The following is a 15872-nucleotide window of genomic DNA, read 5'->3' on the forward strand; positions in this document are numbered from 1 at the left end:
AATCCGCCTCACCGCGCAAGCTTCTAGCTTGTCGCTTGAAGCTGCTTCACTGTGGGCTTGCCCGCGTACTGGAGAGCAGAGATTTCAGACTCGCTGCCTTCGGTTTGACCAGCCAGAAACGACGCACGTAATCGTCGAGGTTCTCGGCGAGTTCACGACCCCACTCGCTGTCGGTTTCGGCGACGTACTCGTTCAGCACGTTCTGCAGATGGCTGCGATAGGCTTCCATCGCCTCGCCGCTGATCCGCTGGATCTCCACCAGTTCGTGATTGACCCGGTCAACGAAGGTGTTGTCCTGATCGAGCACGTAGGCGAAACCACCGGTCATGCCAGAACCGAAGTTGTAACCGGTCTTGCCCAGCACGCAGACGAAACCACCGGTCATGTACTCGCAGCAGTGATCACCAGTGCCTTCCACGACGGTGTGAGCACCGGAGTTACGCACGGCGAAACGCTCGCCTGCGGTACCGGCGGCGAACAGCTTGCCGCCAGTGGCACCGTACAGGCAGGTGTTGCCGATGATGGCGCTTTCCTGAGTTTTATAAACGCTACCCTTCGGCGGCACGATGACCAGCTTGCCGCCGGTCATGCCTTTGCCGACATAGTCGTTGGCGTCGCCTTCCAGGTACATGTTCAGACCGCCGGCGTTCCACACACCGAAGCTCTGCCCCGCCGTGCCTTTGAAACGGAAGGTGATCGGCGCTTTGGCCATGCCTTGGTTGCCGTGCTTGCGCGCGATTTCGCCAGAAATCCGCGCGCCGATCGAACGGTCGCAGTTGCAGATGTCCAGATCGAACTCGGCGCCGCTGAGGTCGTTGATTGCCGATGAGGCCAGCTCAACCATCTTCTCCGCGAGCAGACCTTGGTCGAACGGCGGGTTGCGCTCAACGCCACAGAACTGCGGTTTGTCCGCCGGGATGTGATCGCTGCCCAATAGCGGCGTCAGGTCCAGGTGATGTTGTTTGGCGGTCTGGCCTTCGAGGATTTCCAGCAGATCGGTGCGACCGATCAGCTCTTCGAGGGAGCGCACGCCAAGCTTGGCCAACCACTCACGGGTTTCTTCGGCGACGTAGGTGAAGAAATTCACCACCATGTCGACGGTGCCGATGTAGTGATCCTTGCGCAGCTTCTCGTTCTGCGTCGCGACACCAGTGGCGCAGTTGTTCAGATGGCAGATGCGCAGGTATTTGCAGCCCAGTGCGATCATTGGCGCGGTACCGAAGCCGAAGCTTTCGGCGCCGAGGATCGCCGCTTTAATCACGTCGAGGCCGGTTTTCAGGCCGCCGTCGGTCTGGACCCGGACTTTGCCGCGCAGGTCGTTGCCGCGCAGGGTCTGGTGGGTTTCAGCCAGGCCGAGCTCCCACGGCGCGCCAGCGTACTTGATCGAGGTCAGCGGCGAAGCACCGGTGCCACCGTCGTAGCCGGAAATGGTGATCAAGTCCGCATAGGCCTTGGCCACACCGGCGGCGATGGTGCCGACGCCCGCTTCTGCTACCAGCTTCACCGAAACCAGCGCCTGCGGGTTGACCTGCTTGAGGTCAAAGATCAGTTGCGACAAGTCTTCGATCGAGTAGATATCGTGGTGCGGCGGTGGCGAAATCAGGGTCACGCCCGGCACTGCGTAACGCAGCTTGGCGATCAGCCCGTTGACCTTGCCGCCCGGCAGTTGCCCGCCCTCGCCCGGCTTGGCGCCCTGGGCGACCTTGATCTGCAGCACTTCGGCGTTGACCAGGTATTCCGGAGTCACACCGAAACGGCCGGTGGCAACCTGCTTGATTTTCGAACTCTTGATGGTGCCGTAACGTGCCGGATCTTCACCACCTTCGCCGGAGTTGGAACGCGCACCGAGACGGTTCATGGCTTCGGCCAGGGCTTCGTGAGCTTCCGGCGACAGTGCGCCCAGCGAGATGCCAGCGGAGTCGAAGCGCTTGAGCACCGACTCCAGCGGCTCGACTTCACTGATGTCCAGCGGCGTGTCGAGGGTCTTGACCTTGAACAGGTCGCGAATCATCGACACCGGACGGTTGTCCACCAGCGACGTGTATTCCTTGAACTTGGCGTAGTCGCCCTGCTGCACAGCGGCTTGCAGAGTGTTGACCACGTCCGGGTTGTACGCGTGATATTCGCCACCGTGGACGAACTTCAGCAGACCGCCCTGCTGGATCGGCTTGCGCGGGCTCCAGGCTTCGACGGCGAGGGCCTTCTGCTCGGCTTCGATGTCGACGAAACGCGCGCCCTTGATGCGGCTTGGCACACCACGGAAGCTCAGCTCGCAGACTTCTTCAGACAGACCGATGGCCTCGAACAGCTGCGCACCGCGATACGAAGCGATGGTCGAGATACCCATCTTCGACAGGATCTTCAGCAGACCTTTGGTGATGCCCTTGCGGTAGTTCTTGAACACCTCGTAGAGGTCGCCCAGGACTTCACCGGTTCGGATCAGATCGCCCAATACTTCGTAGGCCAGGAACGGATACACCGCCGAGGCGCCGAAACCGATCAGCACGGCGAAGTGATGCGGGTCACGGGCGGTCGCGGTTTCAACGAGGATGTTGGAATCGCAACGCAGGCCTTTTTCGGTCAGACGGTGGTGCACGGCACCGGTCGCCAGGGAGGCGTGGATCGGCAGCTTGCCCGGGGCGATATGGCGGTCGCTCAGAACGATCTGGGTACGCCCGGCGCGCACGGCTTCTTCAGCCTGATCGGCAACGTTGCGGATCGCCGCTTCGAGGCCGAGGCTTTCGTCGTAGTTGAGGTCGATGATCGCCCGTTCGAAACCCGGACGGTCGAGGTTCATCAGCGAGCGCCACTTGGCCGGAGAGATCACTGGCGAGCTGAGGATCACGCGCGAGGCGTGTTCCGGCGACTCCTGGAAAATGTTGCGCTCGGCACCGAGGCAGATTTCCAGCGACATCACGATCGCTTCACGCAGCGGGTCGATCGGCGGATTGGTGACCTGCGCGAACTGCTGGCGGAAATAGTCGTACGGCGTGCGTACACGCTGGGACAGCACGGCCATCGGCGTGTCGTCGCCCATCGAGCCCACGGCTTCGTAACCTTGCTCGCCGAGCGGACGCAGCACCTGATCACGCTCCTCGAACGTGACCTGATACATCTTCATGTACTGCTTGAGCTGATCGACGTCGTAGAAAGCCGAACCGTGGTCGTTGTCTTCCATGGTCGCCTGAATGCGCAGGGCATTCTTGCGCAGCCATTGCTTGTACGGATGACGGGATTTCAGACGGTTGTCGATCGCATCGGTATCGAGGATCTGCCCGGTTTCGGTGTCCACGGCGAAGATCTGGCCAGGGCCGACGCGACCCTTGGCGAGCACGTCTTCGGGCTGGTAGTTCCACACGCCGATTTCCGAGGCGAGGGTGATGAAACCATTCTTGGTGGTGACCCAGCGCGCCGGACGCAGACCGTTACGGTCGAGCAGGCACACCGCGTAACGACCGTCGGTCATTACCACGCCGGCCGGGCCGTCCCACGGCTCCATGTGCATCGAGTTGTACTCGTAGAACGCACGCAGATCCGGGTCCATGGTTTCGACGTTCTGCCACGCTGGCGGAATGATCATCCGCACGCCACGGAACAGGTCGATGCCACCGGTGACCATCAGTTCGAGCATGTTGTCCATGCTCGATGAGTCGGAACCAACACGGTTGACCAGCGGGCCGAGCTCTTCCAGATCCATCAGATCATTGGTGAACTTGGTCCGCCGGGCCTGCGCCCAGTTGCGGTTACCGGTGATGGTGTTGATCTCGCCGTTGTGGGCGAGGAAGCGGAACGGCTGCGCCAGCGGCCATTTCGGCAGGGTGTTGGTAGAGAAGCGCTGGTGGAACACGCAGATTGCGGTTTGCAGGCGCTCGTCACTCAGGTCTGGATAGAACGCGGCCAGGTCGGCCGGCATCATCAGGCCTTTATAGATGATGGTCTTGTGCGAAAAGCTGCAGATGTAGTGGTCGGTGTCAGCGGCGTTGGCCACCGACGAACGGCGACGGGCGCTGAACAGCTTCACGGCCATGTCCTGATCGCTCAGGCCTTCGCCGCCGATGTAGACCTGCTCGATCTGCGGCAGGCGTTCAAGGGCGAGGCGGCCGAGGACGCTGGTGTCGATCGGCACTTTGCGCCAGCCGATCAGTTGCAGGCCTTCGGCGAGGATCTCGCGGTTCATGTTCTCGCGAGCGGCTTCGGCCTTGCCCGGATCCTGATTGAAGAACACCATGCCCACGGCATATTGCTTGGGCATTTCGACGCCGAAGCTTTCCTGGGCAATGGCTCGCAGGAAGGCGTCGGGTTTTTGAATCAGCAGACCGCAACCGTCACCGGTCTTGCCGTCGGCATTAATCCCACCGCGGTGGGTCATGCAGGTCAGGGCCTCGATGGCCGTTTGCAAAAGGGTATGACTGGGCTCGCCCTGCATATGAGCTATCAGGCCGAAACCGCAGTTATCCTTGAATTCATCTGGTTGGTACAGACCTGCTTTCATAGACACTTTCTCACCAGGCTGCCTCTATTCGAGGCAAATTTCTTTTCAATTCAACCACTTGCGTTCCGCGCCGAACGTACGCCGGCTTAGCGGGGGCAAAAGGGTGGTCATTGTACACAGCGACACAGAGGCTCACAAATTTGACGACGAAATGTCGCAAATTCATGTCGCATTTGTGAAAGGTTTAAAGCGATCTGCTGTGCTAGTCAAAACTTTTTTAATTTTGACCGCAACGACTCAAAGACTACTGTGACGCAGACACCACAAGGCACGCGACCTGGAAGGAAGCGCGCACTCGTAGAAATTTTGAGGTGCTTGGAGAGGCGGCCTGGGTAAGGCCGCCGAATCTTCAGCGAGTTGTTGCCAGTTCCTGTTGGACGCTGGCGACAGTGCGAGGCCAAGGTTTACCAGCCTGAACCTTCGCTGGCAAGGCCTTGATGGCAGAAACGGCCGCATCACGATTGGCAAAGTTGCCATAGGTGATCACGTAAAGCGGCTTGCCGTTGAGGACTTTCTTGAAATAACGGTACTCGCCGCCCTGCTCCTTGACGAAGTTCTGCGCAGCGGTTTCCGAGCTGGTGCCGAGAATCTGTACGACATAGTTGCTGGTCGGCTGACCGGCGTACCAGCTGCCACCGGCAGCCTTGGCCACGGTGACCGGCTTGTCGGCAGGCTTGGCCGGAGCAGGGGTCGGTTTCGCGGCGGGCGCTGGAGTGGCCGGAGCAGGCTTGGCTGTGGCGATCTGCGTCGGCGCCGGAGTTGGTGCCGGTTTGGCGGCAGGAGTCGGAACCGGTGTCGGCGCGGGACCGGCCGGAACGCCAGCAGGCGGCGCGGAGGTGGTTACGGTCGGCGGCGTATCGCTGGAGCCTTCCAGCGGCACGCCGTCGTCGCCTTCGGTGATGCCACCGGCGGCTTCTGCCAGCGGGCCACGCATGACCGGCTGCGAGTTGCCGACCAATGGCAGCGGCATCGGCTGGGTGTTGCCGGCGAATTCGACGGACGGGTTGGCGCCATTCGCTGCACCCTGACCCAGTGGCAGTTGCGCCTGTTCATTGGCCGGAGCACCGGTGGTCGGTGCCTTGCTGCGACCCGGCATCAGCCAGGCGGCGGCAACCGCGACCACAACGACGGCGGAAATCGCCAATACGTGTTTCTTCGGCATGTTGAACCCCATACTTGGACGCTTGACCGCGGAGCGGCTGGCAATCATGACTTCGATCAGTGCATCGCGAGCGACCTGGTTGATGTTGCCCGGCCAGCCCTCGGAGCTTTCGTGAATATCAGAGATCTGATCTGCGGTGAAAAGTTCGACACCCCGGCCCGCGCCTTCCAGCCGCTGGTCGAGATATTCGCGGGTCTCTTCTTCGGTGTACGGCTGCAATTCGATGACGTGGAAACGTTCTTCCTCGAGCTGCAACGCCTCGAGCTGAGCGATCAGCGAAGACTCGCCGAACAGGAACACATGCGGACGACCTTCCGGCGTGCCGGCGCCGAGCGCCATCAATGCTTCCAGCGCGGACTCGTCGAGCTGCTCGGCATCGTCCACGAGCAGATAGACTTCCTGCCCGGTCAGACCCAGTTGCACCACCTGCTCGAGAATCGCACCGACTTCGGCCTGAGCGACATCCAGCGCCTGCGCCACCTGGCGCAGCACGCCGGCCGCATCACCGGCGCCACGGGCGGAAACCACCACGCTCTGCACCGATTGTTTGTTGGTACTGGCAACGAGCGCTTGCCGCAGCAGGGTCTTGCCGCTGCCTTGCGGGCCGGTGACCACCAGCAGCAACTGGCTGTAGCGCGCCAGGTGATGCAGTTGACCCAGCACCGGTTTGCGCTGGGCCGGGAAGAATTTGAAGCCCGGCACCCGTGGCGCGAACGGGTCGTGACTTAACTGGAAATGGCCGAGAAACGCCTCGTCGGCATGCAAACTAGTCATCGGAATCGTTTTAACCTTTAAGCTGAGCCAGGGCGCGGTAATCCGCTCCCAGCGTGGCCTGTAGAACCTCTTTCGGATAATCGTCGGTCACTACCGCTTCGCCCATCCGGCGCAGCAGCACCAGGCGCAGACGACCGTCGATCACTTTTTTATCAATTGCCATGTGTTGGAGAAAATCGGCTTCGCTCATCTCTTCAGGCGGAATGACCGGCAAGCCGGCACGCTGGAACAGACGAATGCCGCGATCACGCTCCTGCTCGCTGATCCAGCCCAGGCGCGCAGACATTTCCAGCGCCATCACCGTGCCCGCCGCCACCGCCTCGCCATGCAGCCAAACACCATAGCCCATGTGGGTTTCGATGGCGTGGCCGAAGGTGTGGCCGAGGTTGAGCGTAGCGCGGACGCCGGTTTCCTTTTCATCGGCGCCGACCACCGCAGCCTTGGCCGCGCAGGAACGCTCGATCGCATAGGTCAGCGCGGTCTGGTCCAGCGCGCGCAGAGCGTCAACGTTTTCTTCCAGCCAGGTCAGGAACGGCTCGTCGCAGATCAGGCCGTACTTGATGACTTCCGCCAGGCCCGCCGACAACTCGCGCTGCGGCAGGGTTTTCAGCGATGCGGTATCGATCAGCACCACGTTCGGCTGATAGAACGCGCCGACCATGTTCTTGCCCAGCGGATGGTTGATGCCGGTCTTGCCGCCGACCGAGGAATCGACCTGCGACAACAGCGTGGTAGGAATCTGGATGAAATCGACACCGCGCTGATAACAGGCGGCCGCGAAACCGGCCATGTCGCCGATCACCCCGCCGCCCAAGGCGATCACGGTGGTGCGGCGGTCATGACGGGCGGTCAGCAAACCATCGAAAATCAGTTGCAGGGTTTCCCAGTTCTTGAAGGCTTCGCCATCAGGCAACACCACCGAGATCACCGAGAACTGCGCAAGGCTGCGGGTCAGACGTTCGAGATAGAGCGGCGCGACGGTTTCGTTGGAGATGATTGCCACCTGCCGCCCATGGATATGCGGCGCCAGCAGTTCCGGCTGATCCAACAGACCTTCGCCAATATGAATCGGGTAGCTGCGCTCGCCTAGATCGACCTTGAGTGTCTGCATGTGTCCCCACAGTGAAGATGGAAGCAGGCATCCTGCCCTGAAATTATTGGTGTTCTGCGGCTCGTAGCGGTATGACGCCGCTCGCCCGGCATCCGCCACACCCTCGGCGGACGCTGACAGGACGCCGAGGATAGCGCATTTCGGACGATGCTTTAACGGGGCGGCAACTGCGCGAGGCGGTCGAGAATGTCGAGCACCACCATGCGTGGCGGCCGCTCGTCGGTTTCCACCACCAGATCGGCAATTTCCCGATACAGCGGGTCACGGATCTCGAGCAGGTCGCGCAGGGTTTTCGCCGGATCGGCGGTACGCAGCAGCGGCCGGTTGCGATCACGGGAGGTGCGGCCGACCTGCTGCTCGACGGAGGCGTGCAGATACACCACGCGCCCGCCTTCATGCAGGGCCTTGCGATTGGCATCACGCATCACCGCGCCGCCGCCGGTCGCCAGCACCACACCATCGAACGCGCACAGCTCGGCGATCATCGCCTGCTCACGGTCACGAAAGCCGGGCTCGCCTTCCTTGTCGAAGATCCATGGGATATTGGCACCCGTGCGCAGCTCAATTTCCTTGTCGGAATCCTTGAACGGCAGGCGCAGCTCTTTGGCCAGCAATCGGCCGATGGTGCTTTTGCCAGCACCCATCGGTCCTACAAGTATCAAATTTCGCACAGAATCAACGACTCACAGCAATCGCCTGGTTATTCATGATACGCGGCGTGAGAAATACCAGCAGCTCGGATTTTTTCTCCGAAACCACATCACGCCGGAAAAGGCGGCCAAGATACGGCACATCGCCAAGAAATGGCACCTTATCTACGACCTTGCTTTGAGTATTTGAAAAAACACCGCCGATTACGATGGTCTCGCCGTCATTTACCAGCACTTTGGCGTTGACCTCGTTTTTCTTGATTGGCGGCACATCCTGCACTTTATTCAGGTAGTCCGGCTCATCCTTTGTGACCTTGACCTCCATGATGATGCGGTTGTCCGGGGTGATCTGCGGAGTAACTTCCAGCGACAGCGAGGCCTCCTTGAACGACACGGAGGTCGCGCCGCTGGAACTGGCCTCCTGATAGGGAATCTCGGTGCCTTTGAGGATCTTCGCGGTTTCCTTGTCCGAGGTGACCACCTTCGGCTGCGAGACGATTTCGCCGTTGCCGGTCTTTTCCATCGCCGTCAGTTCGAGATCCAGCAGCACGTTGTCGGTGATGAATGCGATGCCGATCCCCGAAGTGTTATTTACCGTGCCCATGTCGACGAACGGCGAGTTGGTGCCGGTGCTGCCCGGCGTACCGATAGTGCTCGACGAACCGTTGACCCCGGAGGCGTTCCAGTTGCCCTTGTTCTGCACCGAACCGCCCCAGCGCACGCCCAGGCTCTTGTCGTAATCGACGTTGGCCTCAACGATGCGCGCCTCGATCATCACCTGGCGTACCGGAATATCCAGCTGCGCGACGATCCGCCGGAGTTCGTCGAGGCGATCCTGGGTCTGGTAGGCAATGATGTTGTTGGTTCGCTCATCGACGGTAATCGAACCGCGCTCGTCGACCTTGGCCTCGGCACTGGTCACGGACTGGAACAGCTTGGCGATGTCCGCCGCCTTGGCGTAATTGACTTGCAGCAGCTCACGACGCAGGGGCGCCAGCTCGGCGATCTGCTTCTGCGATTCCAGTTCCTGACGCTCGCGAGCGGCAATTTCATCGGCCGGCGCGACCAGCAGCACGTTGCCGATCTTGCGCTTGTCCAGTCCCTTGGTTTTCAGCACCAGATCCAGCGCCTGATCCCACGGCACGTTCTGCAGGCGCAAAGTGATACCGCCCTGCACCGTATCGCTCGCCACCAGATTGAGATTGGTGAAGTCCGCGATCAGTTGCAGCACCGAGCGCACGTCGATGTCCTGAAAATTCAGTGACAGCTTATCGCCGACATAGGCCTGACGGTCGGCGTTGCGCTTTTGCAGGTCGTCGATGCTCATCGGCCGAACGCTGACGGTGAGCTTGTTGTCGGTCTGGAACGTGGAATAGTCGAAGGTGCCGCTGGGCTCGACACTGATCACGGTGCGATCGCCGGTGAGCGCTGCGTTGACGAACTGCACCGGCGTGGCGAAGTCCTTGACGTCGAGGCGCACGCGCAGCTTTTCCGGCAATTGCGTGCGGGCGAAGCTGAGGATGATCTTGCCATCGTGCTCCTGGATATCCGGGGCGATGGTCGGATCAGAGAGGTCGATGACTACGTTGCCCTCGCCCTCGGTGCCGCGCTGGAAATCGACGCCGCGAATCGCCCTGCCTCGTTGCGCGGTTGGTCTGGCAGGTGCCGCAGCGGCCGTGGCAGCACGCGCTGCCACGGCAGCCGGGCGCGGCGCAGTCGCGGAAGCGCCCTGACCGACCACCACAAACAGATTATTGCCCTCGACCCGCGTGCTGTACGGCGCCAATTGCGTCAGGCTGACAATCAGCCGCGTGCGATCCTTGGCTTCGGCCACCGTGGCCGTGCGCGCGTTGCCGCTGCCCAGATCAAGATTCCTGCTGGCCAACTGGCTGGTCACGCCCGGCAGATCCAGTGCAATGCGCGCCGGCGACTCGGTTGTGTAGCCCTTGGGCTGTGGTGGCGGGCCGTCGAACGACAGCTTCAGTTCGACGCGGTCACCCGGCAGCGCGGCAACATCCAGCGCTTTCAGACTGGCCGCCATTACCATCGGTGACACCAGCGCTATCCATAGCGAAAAACCGAGGGTGGAGAAAATCCTGTTCATTGTTCGACTTCCACTATGAGTGCTCTTTCAAAGGAATGGTGCGCGGCCGCTCCAGCCAGGCGCCGGCGCCGTCGGGCACGATCTCGACGACATCGACCTGGGTGGGGCTGATGGCGACGATGCGGCCGTCGTTGCGGCCCAGGTAGTCGCCGACCTTCAGGCGATGCACCCCGCCTGCGCCGCGCAGCAGCGCGAACGAGCCCGAGGCATTGGCAATCGTGCCGACCATTTCGAACTGCTCGATATTGAATCCTTCAAGATATTGCTTGACCCGGTTGGGGTCGGGTTTGACGTTGCGCGAGCCGTGCTTCTGCCCGGCCAGATCGACCCGCGCCTGCCGCGAAAACGGGCTGCGCAGGTTGGCGGCGCTGTAAGTGAATGTGGGGTAAGACCGGAAAGTCGGCGTTGGTTCAATCTTGCCCGCCGGACGCAGACGCACTTCGTTGAGGTAAGCGTCGAGGTCGCTGAAGTCATCGCCGCCACCGCAACCGCTCAACGCCAGCACCATGGGCAGGACGAGATAACGAATCGGGGTCATTTCTCCAGCCCCTTGTCGTTATAGCGGTACGTCTTGGCAAGAATGCTCATGCGCAGCTTCGTCCCGCCCTCGGGATTGGCCGGCGCCAGTTCGAAATCGTGCAGAGTCACAATTCGTGGCAGGCCGGCGACGCCGCTGACGAAGGTCGCGAGGTCGTGATAGGCGCCGGTCACGGTGATCTGGATCGGCAGTTCGATGTAGAACGGCTGGGTCACTTCCGGCAGCAGCTTGATTTCCTCGAATTCCAGGCCGCTGCCCAGACCAGTACGGGTGATGTCTTCGAGCAGGCCCGGCACTTCGGTATCGCTGGGCAATTGCCGCAGCAGCACGCCGAAGGTGTTTTCCATTTCCTTCATTTGCTGGGTATAGAGCTCAAGGTTCGCCGACAGCCGCGCCTTGCTGGCGAATTGTTCCTTGAGGGTGGTTTCCTCTTCGCGCTTGAGGTCGAGCTGATTTTCCATATCGCTGATGAAGAAGTAATAGCCAAGCGCGAGGATCAACACCATCACCAGCGCACCGCACAGGGTTTTTACCGCCGGGGGCCAGGAGCCGATATTGCTGGTGTCGAGGTCGTTGAAATCGACGTTGCGCAGGCTTTGCAGCCACTCGGAGGCGTTCATTGCTCGTCCTCCACAACCTTGGGCTGGGTCTGACGAACGGTCAGCTGGAAGACGTTGGCCTGTTCGACCTGATCGGCGCTGGTGGCCTTGACCTCATTCAGGCTTGGCGCGTCGAACCAGTCGGACGCGTCGAGATTGCGCATCAGCTCGGAGACCCGGTTGTTCGACTCCGCCGCGCCACTGATGGACAGGGTCTTGCCGGCCATTTTCACATCGGTGAAATACACGCCGTCCGGCAACGTGCGTGCCAACTGATCGAAGATCCGCCCGCTGATCTGCCGGTTGCCCTGCAGGTCCTGGATGATGCGCATGCGCTCGACCAATTGCTGGCGGCGCGCCTTGAGCTCGCTGATTTGCTTGATGCGTTCGTCGACCACGGCAATCTGTTTGCCGATGTAATCGTTGCGCGCCATCTGCCGCTCGATGGCCGCAGTGATGATCTGGTCAGCAATCAGCACCGCGCCGATCGAGCCGGCCAGCACGCCGATCAGGACCAGCAGAAAGCGCTTGCGCCGTTCTTCGCGGCGCTCCTCGCGCCAGGGGAGAAGGTTGATCCGCGCCATCAGTCGAAACTCCTGAGCGCGAGCCCGCAGGCAATCATCAAGGCTGGCGCATCACTGGCCAGCGCCCCAGCATTGACCTTGCTGCCTAAAGCCATGTCGGCGAACGGGTTGGCGACCTGCGTCGGCGTGTCCAGACGCTGTTCGATCAGGCGGTCCAGGCCGGGGACCGATGCGGTGCCGCCCGCCAGCAGGATATGGTCGACCGCGTTGTACTGGCCGGAGGCGAAGAAGAACTGCAGCGAACGCGAGACTTGCTGCACCAGCGCCTCGCGAAATGGCTGCAGGACCTCGCTGACGTAATCGTCAGGCAGCCCGCCCTGCTTTTTCGCCAGGCCCGCCTGTTCGACCGTGAGGCCGTAGCGGCGCTGGATCTCTTCGGTGAGTTGGCGCCCGCCAAACAATTGCTCGCGGGTGTAGATGATCTTGCCGTTGTGCAGGACGCTGAGAGTGGTCATGGTCGCGCCAATGTCGACCACCGCCACTGTCAGGCGCTCCTGTGAGGCCGCCAGATGCGTCGCCAGCAGGCCGAACGAGCGCTCCAGCGCGTAGGCCTCGACATCCACCACCCGCGCGGTAAGGCCGGCGAGCGCCAGCGCCGCTTCACGCACCTCGACGTTTTCCTTGCGACAGGCGGCGAGCAGCACGTTGACCCGTTCCGGGTTGCGCGGCGAGACGCCCTGGACTTCAAAGTCGATGGCGACTTCGTCCAGCGGGTAGGGAATGTATTGGTCGGCCTCGATCTTGAGCTGGTTTTCCAGTTCGTCGTCGGACAGCCCGGCGTCCATCTCGATGACCTTGGTGATCACCGCCGAACCCGCCACTGCCACCGCCACGCTCTTGACCCCGGTACGCGCCTTGACCAGCAGGCGGCTCAGTGCCAGGCCAACGCCCTCGAGTTCGGCGATGTTCTTTTCGACCACAGCGTTCGCCGGCAACGGCTCCACCGCGTAGGCCTCGACCCGGTAGCGCTCGCCCTGACGGCTCAGTTCCAGCAGCTTCACCGACGTGGAGCTGATGTCGATCCCCAGTAACGCATTGGTCTTTTTATTGAAGAGTCCCAGCACTACCAATTCCCTATGACTTTCCGTGAGTTACGGACTCTGTAATACGCATTGCGTTCCTTCACCCCCGTCTTGACAGAAGCGCCAATGACGCCTCCGACGGAAAAGTGCTTATAATGCCCAGCGATTTTTTCCGCTTTTTACTGCCCGCGCGGATGGCTCTGTGTGTAACCGCAGCCCCGTGCCAAATTCATTCTTTGCCCTGGATGTCCAAAAGCCTTGATTCGTCTGCTGAAATTTTTCGGTTGGTCCATCGTCGCCGTTTTCTGCGGACTGCTCTTAGGTCTCAGCGGCGCCTTTCTTTACCTTAGTCCGGGTTTGCCGTCTGTGGAGGCGCTGAGAAGCATTCAGTTGCAGATTCCTCTGCGCGTCTACAGCAGCGACAACAAGTTGATCGCAGAATTTGGCGAAATGCGCCGTACACCGATCCGTTTCGCCGACATTCCGCCCAATTTCATCAATGCGTTACTAAGTGCTGAAGACGACAATTTTGCCAATCACTATGGCGTCGATCCGAGCAGCCTGATGCGCGCGGCAACGCAATTGGTCAAAAGCGGACACATTCAGTCCGGTGGCAGCACCATCACCATGCAGGTGGCGAAGAACTTCTTCCTCACCAGCGAGCGCAGCTTCTCGCGCAAAACCACGGAAATCCTGCTGGCCCTGCAGATCGAACGGCAGCTGACCAAGGACGAGATCCTTGAGCTGTACGTCAACAAGATCTACCTGGGTAACCGTGCCTACGGCATCGAGGCGGCGGCGCAGGTGTATTACGGCAAATCGATCCGTGACATCAGCCTCGCGCAGATGGCGATGATCGCCGGTCTGCCAAAGGCTCCGTCGCGCTTCAACCCGCTGGCCAACCCGGCGCGCAGCAAAGAACGCCGCGACTGGATCCTCGGGCGCATGTACAAGCTGGGCAAGATCAGCGAAGCCGACTACACCGCGGCGATCAACGAGCCGCTGAACGCCAGCTACCACGTGCCGACCCCGGAAGTGAACGCACCGTACATCGCCGAAATGGCCCGCGCCGAAATGGTCGGCCGTTATGGCAGCGAGGCCTACACCGAAGGCTTCCGCGTCACCACCACAGTGCCAAGCAATCTGCAGGAAATGGCCAACACCGCACTGCACGAAGGTTTGATGACCTACGATCAGCGCCACGGCTACCGTGGCCCCGAGTCGCGCCTGCCGGGCAAGACCCGCGAAGCCTGGGCCAGCGAACTGACCAAGCAGCGCACCATCAGCAGTCTCGAACCTGCGATCGTCACCCAAGTCGATAAAACCGGACTGCAAGTGTTGACCCGCACTGGTGAAGAGCACGTTGCCTGGGACACGATGAAATGGGCGCGACCGTTCCTCAATACCAACAGCATGGGCGCCAACCCGCGCCAGCCGTCGGATGTCGCGCAGGTCGGTGATCTGATCCGCGTGCAGCGCCAGACCGATAATTCGCTGAAATTCAGCCAGATTCCCCAGGCTCAGGGCGCACTGGTGTCGCTGGATCCGCAGAACGGTGCGATCCGTTCGCTAGTGGGTGGCTTCGCTTTCGAGCAGAGCAACTACAACCGCGCGATGCAGGCCAAGCGTCAGCCGGGCTCGAGCTTCAAGCCATTCGTTTACAGCGCTGCGCTGGATAACGGCTACACCGCTGCCAGTCTGGTCAACGATGCGCCGATCGTGTTCGTCGACGAGTACCTGGACAAGGTCTGGCGACCGAAGAACGACACCAACACTTTCCTCGGCCCGATCCGCCTGCGTGAAGCGCTGTACAAGTCGCGCAACCTGGTGTCGATCCGCCTGTTGCAGGCCATGGGCGTGGGCAAGACCATCGACTACATCACCCGCTTCGGCTTCAACAAGCAGGACCTGCCGCCGAACCTGTCGCTGGCACTCGGCACCGCAACGCTGACGCCGATGGAAATCGCCACTGGCTGGAGCACCTTTGCCAACGGCGGCTACAAGATCACCCCGTACATCATCGACAGGATCGAAAGCCGTAACGGCGACACGCTGTTCGTCGCCAACCCGCCGACCGTGCCACAGGGTGGTTCGGCGACCGACGGTATCGCTGCGCCAGCCACCGAGTCGTTCACGGTCAATGCCACACCAGTCGCCGGTGAAGCGCCCGGCAATCCGGCAGTGCCGCAAGCGCCGGCCGTGGCCGAGCGGATTGTCGATGGACGTACCACCTACATCCTCAACAGCATGCTGCAGGACGTAATCAAACTCGGCACCGGCCGGCGCGCACTGGCCATGGGCCGCAGCGACATCGCCGGCAAGACCGGTACCACCAACGAATCGAAAGATGCCTGGTTCTCCGGTTACAACGCTGATTACGTAACCACCGTGTGGACCGGTTTCGACCAGCCGGAAAGCCTCGGACGCCGTGAATTCGGCGGCACCGTGGCGCTGCCGATCTGGATGAATTACATGTCGGCCGCGCTGAAAGACAAGCCGCCGCATGTGCAGCCTGAGCCGGAAGGTCTGCTCAGCCTGCGGGTGGATCCGGTCAGTGGCCGCGCCGCGACGCCGAGCACGCCGGGCGCGTATTTCGAACTGTTCAAGGCTGAAGACACGCCGCCATCGGTGAACGAGCTGGGCAACGGCGCCGTACCGGGCAGCCCGCTGCCGGCGGATGAGCAGGCGCCGATCGATCTGTTCTAGGGGAGCAGCTGCAAGCGCCAAGCTACAAGCGGCAAGCAAAAGCGCGAACGATGCACGCTTGCAGCTTGCAGCTTGCAGCTTGCAGCTTGTAGCTTGCAGCTTGTAGCTTGCAGCTTGTAGCTTGCAGCCC

10 protein-coding genes are annotated in these 15872 nt (G+C 61.3%); 1 reads left to right on the forward strand and 9 read right to left on the reverse strand.

Features of this window, described 5'->3' with window-relative positions:
- Positions 1–46 precede the first annotated feature (46 nt).
- The 9 genes from gltB to J5M66_RS07995 all read right to left on the reverse strand — a co-directional run bounded on the left by gltB (position 47) and on the right by J5M66_RS07995 (position 13078).
- Positions 47–4492: a glutamate synthase large subunit gene (gltB, locus tag J5M66_RS07955; protein WP_207807676.1), complete on the reverse strand. Its 4446-nt coding sequence runs from the start codon at positions 4490–4492 to the stop codon at positions 47–49.
- A 349-nt stretch (positions 4493–4841) separates the two neighbouring features.
- Complete coding sequence (locus J5M66_RS07960; RefSeq protein ID WP_125917442.1) at positions 4842–6428, reverse strand: AAA family ATPase; 1587 nt, start codon at positions 6426–6428, stop codon at positions 4842–4844.
- Positions 6429–6438: 10 nt separating this feature from the next.
- Entirely contained in the window at positions 6439–7539 is a 1101-nt protein-coding gene (aroB, locus tag J5M66_RS07965; protein ID WP_041477573.1) for a 3-dehydroquinate synthase, read from the reverse strand.
- A gap of 152 nt (positions 7540–7691) precedes the next feature.
- Positions 7692–8210, reverse strand: a complete 519-nt coding sequence (gene aroK, locus J5M66_RS07970; RefSeq protein ID WP_024011270.1) for a shikimate kinase AroK — start codon at positions 8208–8210, stop codon at positions 7692–7694.
- Positions 8211–8214: 4 nt separating this feature from the next.
- Entirely contained in the window at positions 8215–10293 is a 2079-nt protein-coding gene (gene pilQ / locus J5M66_RS07975) for a type IV pilus secretin PilQ (protein WP_207807675.1), read from the reverse strand.
- A 13-nt stretch (positions 10294–10306) separates the two neighbouring features.
- On the reverse strand, positions 10307–10831 hold the full coding sequence (locus J5M66_RS07980) for a pilus assembly protein PilP (protein WP_071174144.1): 525 nt from the start codon (positions 10829–10831) through the stop codon (positions 10307–10309).
- Entirely contained in the window at positions 10828–11451 is a 624-nt protein-coding gene (pilO, locus tag J5M66_RS07985; protein ID WP_122611070.1) for a type 4a pilus biogenesis protein PilO, read from the reverse strand. The genes J5M66_RS07980 and pilO overlap by 4 nt, the downstream gene beginning before the upstream one ends.
- Positions 11448–12014 carry a PilN domain-containing protein gene (locus tag J5M66_RS07990; protein WP_016772051.1) on the reverse strand — a complete coding sequence of 189 codons (567 nt, stop codon included), beginning with the start codon at positions 12012–12014 and terminating at the stop codon, positions 11448–11450. Before J5M66_RS07990 ends, pilO begins: the two co-directional genes overlap by 4 nt.
- Positions 12014–13078 (reverse strand): pilus assembly protein PilM, encoded by a 1065-nt coding sequence (locus J5M66_RS07995; protein WP_123444016.1) that lies wholly within the window; start codon positions 13076–13078, stop codon positions 12014–12016. The genes J5M66_RS07990 and J5M66_RS07995 overlap by 1 nt, the downstream gene beginning before the upstream one ends.
- 216 nt (positions 13079–13294) lie before the next feature.
- Between J5M66_RS07995 and J5M66_RS08000 the strand changes: the two genes are divergently transcribed.
- On the forward strand, positions 13295–15742 hold the full coding sequence (locus tag J5M66_RS08000) for a penicillin-binding protein 1A (protein ID WP_123444017.1): 2448 nt from the start codon (positions 13295–13297) through the stop codon (positions 15740–15742).
- Positions 15743–15872: the final 130 nt, after the last annotated feature.

It is taken from the genome of Pseudomonas sp. 67(2021), assembly GCF_017491835.1.
GTDB lineage: Bacteria > Pseudomonadota > Gammaproteobacteria > Pseudomonadales > Pseudomonadaceae > Aquipseudomonas > Aquipseudomonas atacamensis.